Below are 14,734 nucleotides of genomic sequence, written 5' to 3' on the forward strand. Positions count from 1 at the left end.
ATGATAGGGGATATTCTCCCTTTTTGGAAAACTGAATAACATATATTATAATTGCAAGAGACGTACTAAGTTTCCTTTTTGTTAAACAAAGAGGAAATTTTATTCGAATGTATAGACAACTACTCGTGCATATATTAAGATGGAATTAGGCGAATAAGGTAATAATAACAAGTAGGTATTTCATGGGAAAGGATCGATGAAAATGAAAACGCAAGTTGTCATCAATGCCAAAATTTATACAGGTCAAGAAGTAGTGGAAAACGGATTTATTCGTTACGCAGAAACAATTAAAGAAATTGGTTTGATGGCTCAATATGTATCACAAGAAAATGAAGCGGTTTTAGATGCGGCAGGGAAGATTGTGATTCCAGGTATGATTGATGTTCATATTCATGGTGGATACGATATTGATGCGATGGATGCAAATAGCGATGGATTAGTAACTCTAGGTAAAGAAATGTTAAAAGAAGGAGTTACAACTTACTTTCCAACAACAATGACACAAGCTCCAGAAGCAATCGAAGCGGCACTACATGCTGCGAAGGAAGCGAAAGAAAAAGGAGCACATTTCGAATATATTCACTTAGAAGGACCGTATGTTTCAAAAAAACGTGCAGGTGCACAACCACTTGAACATATTGTTCCTGCGAATATTGAACAATTTAAACAATGGCAGGAAGCAAGCGGGAATCTAATTAAATTAGTAACATATGCACCTGAAGAAGAAGGTGCGTTAGAGTTTGAGCAGTATCTTGCTGAAACTGGTGTTGTTGGCACAATGGGGCATACAGATGCAATTGATGCGCAACTAAAAAATAGAAACATTACACATGCAACGCATTTATACAATCAAATGCGTGGATTACATCACCGTGAACCAGGAGTTGTTGGTCATGTGTTATTAAATCCAGATGTAATGGTTGAAGTAATTACAGATGGTATTCATATTCACCCTGATATGGTGAAATTAGCATATAAATTAAAAGGACCGAAAAAAGTAAGTGTTATTACTGACGCAATGCGTGCAAAAGGTCTTGAAGATGGATTATATGAGCTTGGCGGACAGCCAGTACATGTAAAAGATGGTAGTGCTCGATTAGAAGATGGAACGTTAGCTGGTAGTATTCTAAAAATGGATCAAGCTTTCCGAAATGTAATTGAATTTACAGGTTGTTCAATCGAAGATGCAGTACTGATGACATCAGTAAACCAAGCAGAAGAGTTTGGATTGAATCATAAAGGTGCATTAGCGGTAGGAAAAGATGCAGACTTTGTTGTGATGAATGAAGATTTACATGTATATGATACGGTTCGTTTAGGAATTCATATGAAGGAAGGGAAGTAATTAAATGAATATTCTTGTTGTAAAAACTCCAGAAGAACTAGCTGAAGCAGGTTATAAATTAATTGAAGAAGTTGTAAACACAAAAGAAAATCCAACATTAGGAATGGCTACAGGAAGCTCTCCATTAGGTATTTATGCAGAAATGCGAAAAAATAAACTTGATACAAGCCGTGTAACCACTGTAAACTTAGATGAGTACGTAAATTTACCACATGAAGATAAAAACAGCTATCACTATTTCATGCAAGAACAGTTGTTTGATCATCTTCCATTTAAACAAACTTATGTACCAAACGGGATGGCAAGTGATTTAGAGGAAGAGTGCAAACGTTACGAGGGCATTCTAGCTGCTAACCCAGTTGACCTACAGATTCTTGGAATCGGTGAAAACGGTCACATCGGATTTAACGAACCAGGAACACTGTTTAATTCTCCAACAAACATTGTTGAATTAACAGAATCTACACGCCAAGCAAACCTTCGCTTCTTCGAAAAAGAAGAAGATGTGCCAACGCATGCGATTACAATGGGAATTGGAAGCATTATGAAAGCGAAACAAATTCTACTTGTTGCTATGGGTTCTAAAAAGGCAGAAGCTCTTAAAGAATTATTGCAAGGTGAATATAGCGAAGCGTGTCCTGCTACAGTTTTACAACGTCATCCGAATGTAACCGTAATCGCTGATCAAGAAGCTCTATCTTTATGCAGTGAGGCGATTGCTGATGAACATCGACAAGTATTCACCATTTCCGATCTATTATCAGATTCAAGAGTGGGTGAAACAGCTAATTGAGGACGGCGAATGGAAGCCGGGAGATAAAATCCCATCTGAGAATGAACTTTGCGATAAGTTCGAAGTGAGTCGTATGACAATCAGACAGGCGATTAATAATTTAGTGGAACAAGGTTATTTATATCGGAAACGTGGAATCGGTACGTTTGTCCAACTTCCGAAAGTGGAACAAAAATTGCAAGGAATGACGGGATTCACAGAAGATATGATTTCTCGTGGGATGAACCCAAGTAGTCAATTACTTAGTTTCCGCCTAGTTCCAGCTACTGCGAAAATAGCAGACCGGTTGAGAATACAGGAGGGAGAGTCGGTTTATGAAGTGAGGCGTATACGCTTAGCTGATGATGAACCGATTGCTTTTGAGACGACATATTTGTCGCCAGCTCTTGTAAAAGATATTAACGAAGAAATATTGCAACAATCTTTATATGAACATTTAGAGAAAAAACTGGGCTTTAAACTCGTTAGCGCTACTCAATCAATTGAAGCTTCAATTGCAACGGATAATGAAGCTGAACATCTGCATATTCCTAAAAAGGCGCCAGTGCTTGTAATGCGTCAATGGTCATATTCAGAAGGTGAAGTACCGTTAGAGTATGTGAAATGTATTTATCGTGGGGATCGTTATAAGTTTATTACAAACATCGCACGTAACAAATAATATATTTCAGTTCGTGAAGTACAGTTAATGTCAAATTGTTTAACATGTAAAGAAAAAATACGACTCATCCTTATAAGGAGTGAGTCGTATTTTTATTATGAGCAATTACGTGGTTAACAGCATCTTTAACTGTATTTACAACATAGTGAGCGTGTTCTTTTACTGCTTCATCTGCTTGAGACATAGCAAAACTGTGAGGAGTTAAAGAAAACATCGGGATATCATTATAAGAATCCCCTATGCAAGCAACTTCCTCTGGTTGTAGTTGAAACTCTTTTAATAAAACAGAAATAGCAGCCCCTTTACTAATATTAGGTGGCATTACATCTAAACATTGTTCTGCTGAAATGAATGTACTAACTTTTCCGTGGAATTGTTCATCAATTTTTTTCTGAAGGAGTTGTAAGCTTTCCTTTGTTCCACCGACAGAGATTTTATTTGGAAAAATTGTATCATCAATTTTCTGTAATAGATGCGGTTCTTCAACAGAAGTCATCGTTACTTGTTGTTCAAGTTCATGAATAAATGGTGTTTTCTCTTCAATGTAATAATTATGCTCATCACTTACATAACGAAAATAAGGATCTTCATTTGTCATTGCTAGCAGATCAGGTAGAATACTCGAATCGAATGTTGCAGATAATAGTTGCTTGTTTTCATGTGTGTACACGAAAACACCATTTACACTAATGCGATGGAAATTTGTATTTACAGCTTTCATTAAGTCTGCAATTTCATTATCTAGTCGGCCAGAAGCGAAACAAAGAATAACATTTTGCTCAGCAAGACTACGAAGTGCTACAAGATCCTGTTCGTCAATTAATCCTCCGTGTTGCATCATTGTACCATCGATATCACTTACAAACATTTTAATCATGTTGTTATCCCCTTTCTAAGTACAGTTGCTCTTACATTATACGCATCATATATAAACATGTCTAAAAAATGAATTTTTATGAAATGGTAGATGTTTTACATTGACGACAAAGAAGAATGTTCTGTAACATAAAAGCAGGCTATTTAAGTACGAGGGTGGTGTTATATGAGTAATTATCTAGAAATTAAAAAAGTTTTAAATAATAATGTCATCATTGCTAGCCATCCTGAACATGAGGAAGTAGTAGTGATCGGTAAAGGAATTGGATTTGGGAAAAAAGCGAAAGACATATTGGAGCAAGAACAAATTGAAAAAATGTTTGTCTTAAAAAATGAACGTGATCGTGAACAATACAAACTGTTAGTGCCGCATGTGAGTGAAAAATTAATTGAATTAATGAATGATATTATGTTCTACATTCAAGAAAAAGCAAAATCACCATTGAATGAACATATTCATATCGCTTTAACAGATCATATTTCTTTTGCGATTAAGCGGTTAAAACAAGGACTTACAATTGATAATCCTTTTTTAGTTGAAACGAAAATGCTCTATCCAGAGGAATATGAAATTGCTGAAGGAGTTGTAGACCTTTTAAATTCTCGTTTGCAAATTACATTGCCAGAAGGAGAAATTGGTTTTATTGCACTCCATATTTACAGTTCACTTACAAATTCAGATTTATCTTCAGTTAATCAAAACTCCCGTCTCATTGCACATCTTGTATCTTTAATTGAGACAAACTTACAAATTACATTAGACCAAGAAAGTATCCACTACTTACGCCTTATTCGTCATTTACAATATGCTATTGAACGGGTGAAAAAAGGGGAGAAAGTAGAGGAATCACAAAGTTTTGCTGATTTATTAAAGGCGGAATATCCCGTCTGTTATAATTTAGCTTGGAAGCTAGTTAAGGTCATGCAAAAAGAATTGCAACTTCCTGTGTATGAAGCAGAGAGCATATATTTAACGATGCACCTGCAGCGCTTAGTGAAAGCAGAGCATGTGTAAAAAGACATATATTTTTGTCTAAAATGAAAACGTTAAAAAAAATCATTGAATCGCTTACAATAGTTATGTATAATAACTATTGCAAAGTTATACAAATTTCGACAAACACATTAAGGTAAGTAACGAAAACGTTTGCCTTAATTATAGTGAACTTATACGTAAACCTATTTTTGACACGTGTTACTGATTCGATCAGGCATGAGTGGAGAAAAGTAAGGAATGTAAGCTAGAGAAAGGGATATACTACCCTTTGTATAGCTATCGTTCTATCTTTTTTTCCTCATGTCTTTTTGGCGTTTGTCGGAAGGTATCAATATAGATAAGAGAGGAAGGGTTTCCATGTTTAAGAAGATCTTTGGTGTTCTTCAAAAAGTCGGAAAAGCGTTAATGCTTCCAGTAGCGATTTTACCGGCAGCAGGTATTTTACTTGGATTTGGTAATGCATTTCAAAATCCACAGTTAACAAATGTTATTCCTGCTTTAAAAGCAGATTGGTTCGTAATGGTAGCAAAAATTATGGAACAATCTGGTGATATTATTTTCGCTAACCTTGCATTATTATTCGCAGTTGGGGTGGCAATTGGTTTAGCTGGTGGAGACGGAGTAGCTGGATTAGCAGCGTTCGTCGGCTACTTAATTATGAACAAAACGATGAGTGTGTTCTTAGAAGTAGATAAGCTAGTAAAAGTAACAAGTTCTGGAGCAGACCCAGTAAAAATTGGATTTACAGATCCAGCATATGCAAACGTATTAGGAATCCCAACGCTACAAACGGGAGTGTTTGGTGGTATAATCGTCGGGATAGTAGCGGCATATTGCTACAATAAATACTTCAACATTGAATTACCATCATACTTAGGTTTCTTTGCAGGTAAGCGTTTCGTACCGATTGCAACTGCAACATTCTCTTTAGTAGTAGGTATTATCATGTGCTTCGTTTGGCCATACATTCAAGGTGGCTTAAACACGTTCTCACATCAAATGATTGATGCAAATAGAACGATAGCAGCATTTATTTTCGGTTTAATTGAACGTTCATTAATTCCATTTGGATTACATCACATTTTCTATTCACCATTCTGGTTCGAATTCGGTCAGTATACAAATGCAGCTGGCGAATTAATCCGTGGTGACCAAAAAATCTTTATGGCACAGTTAAAAGACGGTGTAGAATTAACAGCAGGTACATTTACAACTGGTAAGTATCCGTTCATGATGTTCGGTCTTCCAGCAGCAGCATTAGCAATGTACCATGAAGCACGTCCAGAAAATAAAAAATTAGCAGCTGGTATTTTAGGTTCTGCTGCATTAACATCTTTCTTAACAGGTATTACAGAACCACTTGAATTTTCATTCTTATTCGTAGCACCAGTACTATTCGGAATTCACGCAGTATTCGCTGGTCTATCATTTATGACAATGCAAATTTTAGGTGTTAAAATTGGTATGACATTCTCTGGTGGTTTAATCGACTTTATCTTATTCGGTGTACTACCAGGCCGTACAGCATGGTGGTGGGTAATTATTGTTGGGCTTGTACTAGCAGTTATTTACTACTTCGGATTCCGCTTTGCAATCCGTAAATGGGATTTAAAAACACCTGGTCGTGAAGTAGCAAATGCGAATGACGGCGCAGGTAAAACAGAAGCAGGAGAACTTCCACGTGAAGTATTAGTAGCACTTGGTGGTAAAGAAAACATTGCTTCTTTAGACGCTTGTATTACTCGTTTACGTGTTCAAGTTAACGAACAAAAGAATGTAAACAAAGATCGCTTAAAAGAGCTTGGAGCAGCTGGTGTACTTGAAGTTGGAAATAACATTCAAGCTATTTTTGGACCGAAATCTGACACATTAAAATCACAAATTCATGATATTATGTCAGGTCGTACACCTCATGTTGAAAAAGAAGAGCCTGTAAAGGTAGAAGAAGCTCCTAAACAAGTTGATGAAAACGAAACAATCGTATCACCAATTGAAGGGAAAATCTTACCGATTACAGAAGTACCTGATCAAGTATTCTCAGGAAAAATGATGGGAGACGGATTTGCAATCGAGCCAACAGAAGGAACAGTAGTTTCTCCAGTTAACGGTGAGATCGTCAACGTATTCCCTACAAAGCATGCGATTGGTATTCAATCTGAAGGCGGAAAAGAAATTTTAATCCACTTCGGTATTGATACTGTAAAATTAAATGGTGAAGGTTTTGAAGCACTTGTAGCACAAGGCGACAAAGTGAAACAAGGACAACCATTATTAAAAGTAGATCTTGCATTTGTAAAAGAAAATGCACCATCTATCATTACACCAATTGTCTTTACGAATTTACAACAAGGACAACAAGTCGAATTGAAAAAAGATGGAAATGTTAAGAAGGGCGAAAACGCTATTATTGACATTCAGTAGGAATTTGACGCAAAATGTTTATAATTATAATAGGCGATGTGGTTGACCGAACATCGCCTATTATATACAATAGATGATGTAGTACTCACGTCTATACAACTAAAAAATACTGTAATTTAAAGGAGATAAATTATCATGGAAAAAATCTTTAAAGTAACTAGCGACTCAGGAATTCATGCTCGTCCAGCAACTCTACTTGTAAACACTGCAAGCAAATTTGGTTCTGACATTAACTTAGAGTATAACGGAAAAAACGTTAACTTAAAATCAATCATGGGCGTTATGTCTTTAGGCATTCAACAAAACGCAGAAATTAAAATCACTGCAAATGGTGATGATGCAGCTCAAGCACTAGCAGCTATCGAAGAAACTATGAAAAACGAAGGATTAGGAGAATAATGACTCTTAACATTCAAGGGATCGCTGCATCAAGTGGGATTGCTATTGCAAAGGCTTTCAGACTTGAGAATCCTGAATTTAACATTGAAAAGAAATCAATTACAAACGAAGCTGCTGAAATTGCACGCTTAGACGCTGCGCTTGAGAAAGCAAAAACTGAATTAGAAGCTATTAAAGACCATGCTTTTGCTGAGCTAGGTGCTGATAAAGCTGCGATCTTTGAAGCACATTTATTAGTGTTAAATGATCCAGAACTAGTAAACCCAGTAAAAGATAAAGTAAATAGCGAAAAAGTAAATGCTGAATTTGCAATGGATGAAGTTGCATCAATGTTTATTTCTATGTTTGAAAACATGGATAACGAATATATGAAAGAACGTGCTGCGGACATTCGTGACGTAACAAAACGTGTTCTTGCACATTTACTAGGAATTAACTTCTCAAACCCTGGTACAATTTCTGAAGAAGTAATCATCATTGCTGAAGATTTAACACCATCTGATACAGCTCAGTTAAACCGTAAGTATGCAAAAGGTTTTACAACTGATATCGGTGGACGTACATCTCACTCTGCAATTATGGCTCGTTCTATGGAAATTCCTGCAGTTGTTGGTACGAAAGTTGTTATGGAGAAAATCCAAAACGGCGATATCGTAATCATCGACGGTTTAGATGGAGAAGTAATTGTAAATCCATCAGAAGAAACTCTTCGTTCTTTTGAAGAAAAGAAAGCGAAATTTGAAGAGCAAAAAACTGAATGGGCAAAATTAAAAGACCAAGCTACTGTAACAAGTGATGGACATCACGTTGAGCTTGTTGCAAATATCGGAACACCAAATGATGTACAAGGTATTATCGATAATGGCGGAGAAGGCGTTGGTTTATACCGTACAGAATTCTTATACATGGGCCGTGACAATCTTCCAACAGAAGAAGAGCAGTTCGAAGCGTATAAAGCAGTTCTTGAAGGTGTAAAAGAAGGTCAACCTGTTGTTGTTCGTACACTTGACATCGGTGGAGATAAAGAACTTCCATACTTACATTTACCAAAAGAAATGAACCCATTCTTAGGATACCGTGCAATTCGCTTATGTCTTGATGAGCAAGATGTGTTCCGTACACAACTTCGTGCATTACTTCGTGCTAGCGTATATGGTAACTTAAAAATTATGTTCCCAATGATTGCAACTCTTGATGAGTTCCGTCAAGCGAAAGCAATCTTATTAGAAGAGAAATCGAAACTTGTAGAAGCGGGTACAACTGTTTCTGATTCTATTGAAGTGGGTATGATGGTTGAAATCCCAGCTTCAGCAGTATTAGCAGATCAATTCGCAAAAGAAGTTGATTTCTTCTCTATCGGAACAAATGACTTAATCCAATACACAATGGCTGCAGACCGTATGAACGAACAAGTAGCTTACTTATACCAACCGTATAACCCATCTATTTTACGTCTTGTAAAAATGGTTATTGATGCGGCTCATAAAGAAGGCAAATGGGCTGGTATGTGTGGTGAGATGGCGGGAGATTCACTTGCTATCCCATTATTATTAGGATTAGGTTTAGATGAGTTCAGTATGAGTGCAACATCTATTCTTCCTGCAAGAACACAACTAAGCAAGTTGTCAAAAGCAGAAATGGAAACATTAGCAGAAAAAGCATTAATGATGTCAACTGCTGAAGAAGTTGTTGAACTAGTTAAAAGCATATAATCAATAAAAAAACCTGAGTCGATTTGAAATCGGTCTCAGGTTTTTTCTATGAGAAAAGTAAATCTTATTTTTTACTATAGAGGATAAGGAACAGAATTAGATAGCGATTGCAACGATATCAGTTGGGCATACACGTAAAATACCAGTAAAAGTATTTCGGTTTTGATTGTTCTTATCATCTTTATTATTATTGTTATCTTTGTTATCTTTGTTATTACGAGCTAAAGCAGAGAAAAGAGCAACACCATTAGCAAAACCTTCAAAAATTACATTGTTGAATGTGCCGTTACCTCTAATGCTTAAAAGAGAAAGCTCTGTTCCAACTGAAATGTTAGCAAGTACGTTACATACAGCAGGTCGTTGTGGTCTAACTTCTTCTCTCTCTTTCTCGCGATGTTCGCGATGGTCACACTCTCTTTCACGATGATGACAGTCTCTAAAGTTATCACAGCATCCAAATGATCCAAACATAATCCTCATCACCCCCTTCACACTTATAATCTATGTAAGTTCGGTAATGAGTGACTGGACAGAGAGTGGAATTTTTTCTGGGGGATTTTCTCATTTTAAAAGACTAGCTGGGTGTTTAGTACGGAATGATGTTTAAAATAGGGGAAATATCACAAAAAAGTGTAAAGACCACCGAAATGAATGAAATAGGTAGGCTTTACACTTTTTTACTTTTATATAAAACGATGATATATACAGGGAGAGCTAAGAGTAGTGGTGCAATGGATCTTGCAGTATGTTTTTCTGCGTCTAATTGGAAAGTTTCTTCTTTTGGGAATTGTAACACTGATATGTTTGTAGCATCACCAATAAAATATAACAGCAGTACAGTTACTATGTAACTTAAAAGTGCGATAAAGCTTCCGTATGAACTCAATGAAAATCCCTCTCTTGTTATCTATTTGTTATCATTGTATCATAATTGTAACAAAAACACACGGTTATATTTCGATGCTTTAACAAAATTCGACACGAAACGCCATTTATGTGTATGGGAATAGCATGAAATTTACTATTTTTTTATGTATAGATGTCGAATAATACATTGTAATATTACGGATGTGTGACAGGATAAAAAAGAAACGAAGGCAATGAAATTGCCTTCGTTTCTTTTTTGTCCCGTATTAACGCAGTAAGCCCCTAATATTGATTAAAGGTTCACTTTGTTATTTTGCCCATTCACTCACTTGCTCTACGCTCATTCGTGGTGCAGGGTGGCCTTTTAAAGTTGATTCACCAATTGTAATAAGCATAATTGGTACGTAACGAGATGAAACATTGAATTCTTCTGTAAGTGCTTGTGGGTTGAAACCACCAATAGCACAAGTATCCCAGCCAGTTGCTTTAGCCGCAAGCATAAGTTGCATTGCTGCTAAAGATGCATTTGAAAAGGCTGCATCTCTTGGGAATTGCTCACGAGCATATGCAGACTCAATATTTTTAGCTAAGCGCTCTTTTGCTTCTTCTTTCATAAATCCTTGTTCTACAATTGGACCATAAACTGGTTCAACGTTTTTATAAGCTTCTAAATCACCTAAAATAGCGACTACAGCAGAAGCATCAAGTATTTGTTGCTGGTTATAAGCAATTGGATGCAATCGTTTCTGTACATCTTCACCTTGGAATACAAGGAATTTCCAGTGCTGCAAGTTCCAAGCAGAAGGTGCTTGAGCAGCTCCCTTTAAAATCTCGTGTAACTCTGTAGATGAAATTTCTTTCTCTGGGTTGAATGCACGTGTAGATGTGCGTTCGTATAGAACATTAAAAAAGTTGTCGTTTGTCATTATATATCCTCCAAGTAACATATCAAATTATAAAAAATACATGTAATATATTCTACTTACATTTTGTAAGTTGTTGAATTTAAGAATATAATATCTTTATTTTAATTGTCAAGTTTTAAAAAGGAAGCTAGGGCATTCATACAAACGATACAATTCCTATAATCATACACTAAAAAAGGAATTTATAGAGAAAAAGCGAAGAGAGCATTCTCAATTAGCTTGTTAATATGTATCCCTCACTCATTAAAGTATTTAGAGAACAGTCTTTTTATAAAATATTTGTGAGGAATGCAGTAGAACAAGATATATGAAGTGAGTGAAGACTAGTGATGAACATACTACATTTTTTATTAGAGAATACGGTTTTCCAAAATGTATTACAAGATCTTCAGTTAAATGTCCTTTATATAGAAAATGGATGCACACATCAACAAACGATAGAAAATATTCATCCAAAATGTATGTTTATAGCAAATAGTTTTGAAGAAGGAGAATTATTGTATCAGAGGACTAAACCACATATTGTAATTATGTATGTAACAGATTTTTCTCAAATAAAATATATAAAGAATATGTATAATCCACAGAGTACATTTATTGTCATTTGGGATCAACAGATAACAAGCGAGTTTGCAGAGGTGCTTACGTTAGGAATACGTAATATTGTGATAGCCCCTGTGACCCCACAAATGGTGTTAGAGGAAGTGAATAAGAGTTTGTATCAGCTTTCTTTAGTGCGGCAAGTAAGTTTGCAACAAGAACTACTTCAAACGATGTTTGATTTTCAAAATGATCTATTATTTATAGTAGAAGACGATGAGATTGTTGATTGTAATACAAACTTTTTAGAGTTTTTCGGATATGAAAATTTATTTGCCTATCGTGAGCAACATTTAGTATTTGCTGAACATTTTATTAGAGAAAACGGATACTATTCAACAACCCATGATATAACATGGTTAGATGATACATTATCATATGATAGAAGAATTAAGATGTCCAATTATGAAGGGGAAGTTTCAACTTTTTTATTGCGTGCGACACCACTGCCAGAAGATTTATCAAGATTTATTGTGAAGTGTACAGAGATTACAGAATTAGATGAAATCTATCAAGAACAAGAAAGGCTTGCTATGATAGATTCGTTAACAGAGATTTATAATCGTTTGAAGTTCCAACAAATACTAGAGGCAGAATGGGATAATGCAATGCGTAACGATGAAAAAATAGCACTTATTTTATTTGACATAGATAATTTTAAAACAGTAAATGACACGTATGGCCATGATTTTGGTGACTTAGCATTAATTCAGCTTGCAGAGCTTATGAAATCTAAAGTGGAGCAGCAACATGTATTTGCAAGGTGGGGAGGAGAAGAATTTATCATATTAGTAACTAATACAGTAGAAAAAGAAGCATTTCAGGTTGCGGAATCATTACGATTTTTCATTGAAACAAAGCATTTCTCCGGAATTTCGAAATTAACAGCGAGTTTTGGAGTCGCGTTATATGAACAAGGGATTACAAGAGAAGAATTAATGCAACGAGCGGATATTGCATTATATGAAGCGAAAAAAAATGGGAAAAATCAAGTGTGTGTATATAGAAAAGAAAAAAAGTGATTTTTCGCAACAAATTGTTGCGATTTTTTTTTATTGTTCGATAATAGAATGTGGGGGGGATTTTGGACGAAGGAATTATGGAGGAACAACATGATAAAAAAAATAATGACGATGGCTTCGCTGTCTGCTGTAGTTTGTGGTGGAGTATACTATTTTCTCTATAATCCCAATATAAAGGAAAGCACTGTATTAACAACTAAGGTGAATCCTACTATTGAATCAGAAGTACAAGAGAATATAGAAGAAAAAGAAGAACAACAAATTGATTATGCTAGTATATCTCAAAAGTTAGATCAATATTTAATAGGAAAGCAATTTAATGGAACAGTTTTAGTAACAGATAAAGAGCATGTTATATTGAATAAAGGATATGGGTATGCTGATGTTCAAAATAAGATAGAAAATACGCCTCAAACAAAATATCGTATCGGTTCTATTACGAAAACAGTCGTGGCCACATCTATTTTACAGCTACAGGAACAAGGGAAGCTAAATATTCAAGATAATGTAAATAAATATATTCCCTCTTTTCCGGTAGATAAAAATATCACTTTATATCATTTGTTAACACACACATCAGGTTTGCCAGAAAGTGGAAAGGGGAAAGTGAATGCCGCTTCTCGTATAAACTTAGTAAATTGGATTGGAAGTCAAAAATTAGAATTTCCACCAGGCGCAGGCTGGAGATATACAGATTATAATTATATGGTACTTGCCTATATTATAGAAAGCATATCAAAAAAACCTTTAGGAGATTACATAAAAGAAAATATATTTACTAAAGCAGAAATGCATGAATCTGGTATGGGAAATATGGCTCAGGGAGATCAGCATGTTGCTAAAGGATATGTAAAGAAAGAGAATGTACTTGAACCTGCACAAAAATTGTTAATGGAGTGGTTATACGGATGCGGTGAGATGTATACGACAGTTGGCGATATGAAGAAATTAGACGAAGCGATTATAAATGGGAAACTTCTTTCTGAACAAAGTATACAATCGATGTTTTCACCTTCAACAGAAAGAAAATATGCATTTAGTTTTTACATATATCCGGATTATTTTCATAATCATGGTGTACTATCTGGTTGGAACACGTTCAATAATTTTAATAAAGAAAAAGGCACTTTTGTTATTTTATTTTCAAATGTGAAAAATAGTATAGATGATGATTTTAATAATGAGTTTCGAAAGATGGTAAGTGATTTATTAGAACGAAGGGGATGAGAAAATGGAACGTAAAAATGTATCAATAGGTTTCATCGGTATTGGTGTAATGGGAAAAAGTATGGTGCGTCATTTAATGCAAGACGGCTATCAAGTATATGTATATAATAGAACGAAAACGAAGACAGACTCTTTAGTGCAAGATGGTGCGAATTGGTGTGATACACCGAAAGAGTTAGTGAAGCAAGTTGATGTTGTAATGACTATGGTTGGATATCCACATGATGTAGAAGAAGTGTACTTTGGGATAGATGGGATTTTGGAGAATGCAAATGAAGATACGATAGCAATTGATTTCACGACATCTACACCAACATTGGCAAAACGTATTAATGAAACCGGTAAAAGTAAGAATGTATATACGTTAGATGCGCCTGTATCTGGAGGAGACGTTGGTGCGAAAGAAGCAAGGCTCGCAATTATGGTCGGTGGTGAAAAAGAAATATATGAAAAATGTTTACCGTTATTTGAAAAACTAGGAACAAACATTCAGTTGCAAGGACCAGCTGGAAGTGGACAACATACAAAAATGTGCAATCAAATTGCGATTGCTTCTAACATGATTGGAGTATGTGAAGCTGTTGCTTATGCAAAAAAAGCTGGACTAGATCCGGATAAAGTATTAGAAAGTATTTCAACGGGAGCAGCAGGTAGTTGGTCATTGAGTAACTTAGCTCCTCGAATGTTAAAGGGAGATTTTGAACCAGGGTTTTATGTAAAGCACTTTATGAAAGATATGAACATAGCTTTAGATGAGGCTGAAAAATTACAATTACCAGTACCAGGTTTAAGTTTGGCGAAGGAATTGTATGAAGAGTTAATAAAAGATGGGGAAGAGAATAGCGGAACACAAGTGTTATACAAAAAATACATAAAGGGGTAAATGAG

At 35.5% G+C, this 14,734-nt stretch carries 14 protein-coding genes; 10 read left to right on the top strand and 4 right to left on the bottom strand.

Annotated elements, in window-relative coordinates:
• The first annotated feature begins 202 nt into the window (after window positions 1-202).
• The 3 genes from nagA to phnF are packed head-to-tail and all read left to right on the top strand — an operon-like array spanning window position 203 to window position 2,799.
• On the top strand, window positions 203-1,345 hold the full coding sequence (nagA, locus tag MKO96_RS10580) for an N-acetylglucosamine-6-phosphate deacetylase (protein ID WP_002107769.1): 1,143 nt from the start codon (window positions 203-205) through the stop codon (window positions 1,343-1,345).
• A 4-nt stretch (window positions 1,346-1,349) separates the two neighbouring features.
• Complete coding sequence (nagB, locus tag MKO96_RS10585) at window positions 1,350-2,138, top strand: glucosamine-6-phosphate deaminase (RefSeq protein WP_087981770.1); 789 nt, start codon at window positions 1,350-1,352, stop codon at window positions 2,136-2,138.
• Window positions 2,068-2,799, top strand: a complete 732-nt coding sequence (gene phnF, locus MKO96_RS10590) for a phosphonate metabolism transcriptional regulator PhnF (protein ID WP_002194085.1) — start codon at window positions 2,068-2,070, stop codon at window positions 2,797-2,799. Before nagB ends, phnF begins: the two co-directional genes overlap by 71 nt.
• Window positions 2,800-2,869: 70 nt before the next feature.
• Here phnF and MKO96_RS10595 read toward each other — a convergent pair whose 3' ends face one another.
• Window positions 2,870-3,676: a Cof-type HAD-IIB family hydrolase gene (locus MKO96_RS10595; protein WP_087981769.1), complete on the bottom strand. Its 807-nt coding sequence runs from the start codon at window positions 3,674-3,676 to the stop codon at window positions 2,870-2,872.
• A 165-nt stretch (window positions 3,677-3,841) separates the two neighbouring features.
• On the opposite strand from MKO96_RS10595, the gene glcT reads away from it, so the two are divergent.
• The 4 genes from glcT (at window position 3,842) to ptsP (ending at window position 9,204) form a co-directional block, all read left to right on the top strand.
• A complete protein-coding gene (gene glcT / locus MKO96_RS10600) occupies window positions 3,842-4,690 on the top strand; it encodes a glucose PTS transporter transcription antiterminator GlcT (RefSeq protein WP_048546230.1) in 849 nt (282 codons plus the stop codon).
• Between the two features lie 339 nt (window positions 4,691-5,029).
• Window positions 5,030-7,093: a PTS glucose transporter subunit IIABC gene (gene ptsG, locus MKO96_RS10605; RefSeq protein ID WP_240587456.1), complete on the top strand. Its 2,064-nt coding sequence runs from the start codon at window positions 5,030-5,032 to the stop codon at window positions 7,091-7,093.
• Window positions 7,094-7,228: 135 nt separating this feature from the next.
• Window positions 7,229-7,492, top strand: a complete 264-nt coding sequence (ptsH, locus tag MKO96_RS10610) for a phosphocarrier protein HPr (RefSeq protein ID WP_000411080.1) — start codon at window positions 7,229-7,231, stop codon at window positions 7,490-7,492.
• Window positions 7,492-9,204, top strand: a complete 1,713-nt coding sequence (gene ptsP, locus MKO96_RS10615; RefSeq protein ID WP_240587457.1) for a phosphoenolpyruvate--protein phosphotransferase — start codon at window positions 7,492-7,494, stop codon at window positions 9,202-9,204. Before ptsH ends, ptsP begins: the two co-directional genes overlap by 1 nt.
• Window positions 9,205-9,300: 96 nt before the next feature.
• Here the strand turns inward: ptsP and MKO96_RS10620 are convergent, their stop codons facing one another.
• The 3 genes from MKO96_RS10620 to MKO96_RS10630 form a co-directional block, all read right to left on the bottom strand.
• Window positions 9,301-9,675 carry a DUF3915 domain-containing protein gene (locus MKO96_RS10620; protein WP_240587458.1) on the bottom strand — a complete coding sequence of 125 codons (375 nt, stop codon included), beginning with the start codon at window positions 9,673-9,675 and terminating at the stop codon, window positions 9,301-9,303.
• Window positions 9,676-9,871: 196 nt separating this feature from the next.
• Window positions 9,872-10,090, bottom strand: a complete 219-nt coding sequence (locus tag MKO96_RS10625) for a hypothetical protein (protein WP_000100492.1) — start codon at window positions 10,088-10,090, stop codon at window positions 9,872-9,874.
• A 289-nt stretch (window positions 10,091-10,379) separates the two neighbouring features.
• Window positions 10,380-10,997, bottom strand: a complete 618-nt coding sequence (locus MKO96_RS10630; RefSeq protein ID WP_000180385.1) for a nitroreductase family protein — start codon at window positions 10,995-10,997, stop codon at window positions 10,380-10,382.
• A 329-nt stretch (window positions 10,998-11,326) separates the two neighbouring features.
• Here MKO96_RS10630 and MKO96_RS10635 point away from each other — a divergent pair, with 329 nt between their 5' ends.
• The 3 genes from MKO96_RS10635 to MKO96_RS10645 all read left to right on the top strand — a co-directional run bounded on the left by MKO96_RS10635 (window position 11,327) and on the right by MKO96_RS10645 (window position 14,729).
• Entirely contained in the window at window positions 11,327-12,619 is a 1,293-nt protein-coding gene (locus tag MKO96_RS10635) for a GGDEF domain-containing protein (RefSeq protein WP_048562406.1), read from the top strand.
• Window positions 12,620-12,709: 90 nt separating this feature from the next.
• Window positions 12,710-13,846: a serine hydrolase gene (locus MKO96_RS10640; protein WP_240587459.1), complete on the top strand. Its 1,137-nt coding sequence runs from the start codon at window positions 12,710-12,712 to the stop codon at window positions 13,844-13,846.
• 4 nt (window positions 13,847-13,850) lie between these two features.
• Entirely contained in the window at window positions 13,851-14,729 is an 879-nt protein-coding gene (locus MKO96_RS10645; protein ID WP_240587460.1) for an NAD(P)-dependent oxidoreductase, read from the top strand.
• The last annotated feature ends 5 nt before the right edge of the window (window positions 14,730-14,734 follow it).

Source organism: Bacillus sp. ES1-5 (assembly GCF_022487605.1).
Classification (GTDB): domain Bacteria; phylum Bacillota; class Bacilli; order Bacillales; family Bacillaceae_G; genus Bacillus_A; species Bacillus_A wiedmannii.

Excerpts from the sequence above, each read along its gene's own strand:
- MKO96_RS10620 (WP_240587458.1), bottom strand. The coding sequence starts at position 9,675 with ATGTTTGGATCATTTGGATGCTGTGATAACTTTAGAGACTGTCATCAT.
- ptsG (WP_240587456.1), top strand. The coding sequence starts at position 5,030 with ATGTTTAAGAAGATCTTTGGTGTTCTTCAAAAAGTCGGAAAAGCGTTA.
- nagA (WP_002107769.1), top strand. The coding sequence starts at position 203 with ATGAAAACGCAAGTTGTCATCAATGCCAAAATTTATACAGGTCAAGAA.
- MKO96_RS10595 (WP_087981769.1), bottom strand. The coding sequence starts at position 3,676 with ATGATTAAAATGTTTGTAAGTGATATCGATGGTACAATGATGCAACAC.
- MKO96_RS10635 (WP_048562406.1), top strand. The coding sequence starts at position 11,327 with ATGAACATACTACATTTTTTATTAGAGAATACGGTTTTCCAAAATGTA.
- ptsP (WP_240587457.1), top strand. The coding sequence starts at position 7,492 with ATGACTCTTAACATTCAAGGGATCGCTGCATCAAGTGGGATTGCTATT.
- glcT (WP_048546230.1), top strand. The coding sequence starts at position 3,842 with ATGAGTAATTATCTAGAAATTAAAAAAGTTTTAAATAATAATGTCATC.
- ptsH (WP_000411080.1), top strand. The coding sequence starts at position 7,229 with ATGGAAAAAATCTTTAAAGTAACTAGCGACTCAGGAATTCATGCTCGT.
- MKO96_RS10645 (WP_240587460.1), top strand. The coding sequence starts at position 13,851 with ATGGAACGTAAAAATGTATCAATAGGTTTCATCGGTATTGGTGTAATG.
- nagB (WP_087981770.1), top strand. The coding sequence starts at position 1,350 with ATGAATATTCTTGTTGTAAAAACTCCAGAAGAACTAGCTGAAGCAGGT.
- MKO96_RS10640 (WP_240587459.1), top strand. The coding sequence starts at position 12,710 with ATGATAAAAAAAATAATGACGATGGCTTCGCTGTCTGCTGTAGTTTGT.
- phnF (WP_002194085.1), top strand. The coding sequence starts at position 2,068 with ATGAACATCGACAAGTATTCACCATTTCCGATCTATTATCAGATTCAA.
- MKO96_RS10630 (WP_000180385.1), bottom strand. The coding sequence starts at position 10,997 with ATGACAAACGACAACTTTTTTAATGTTCTATACGAACGCACATCTACA.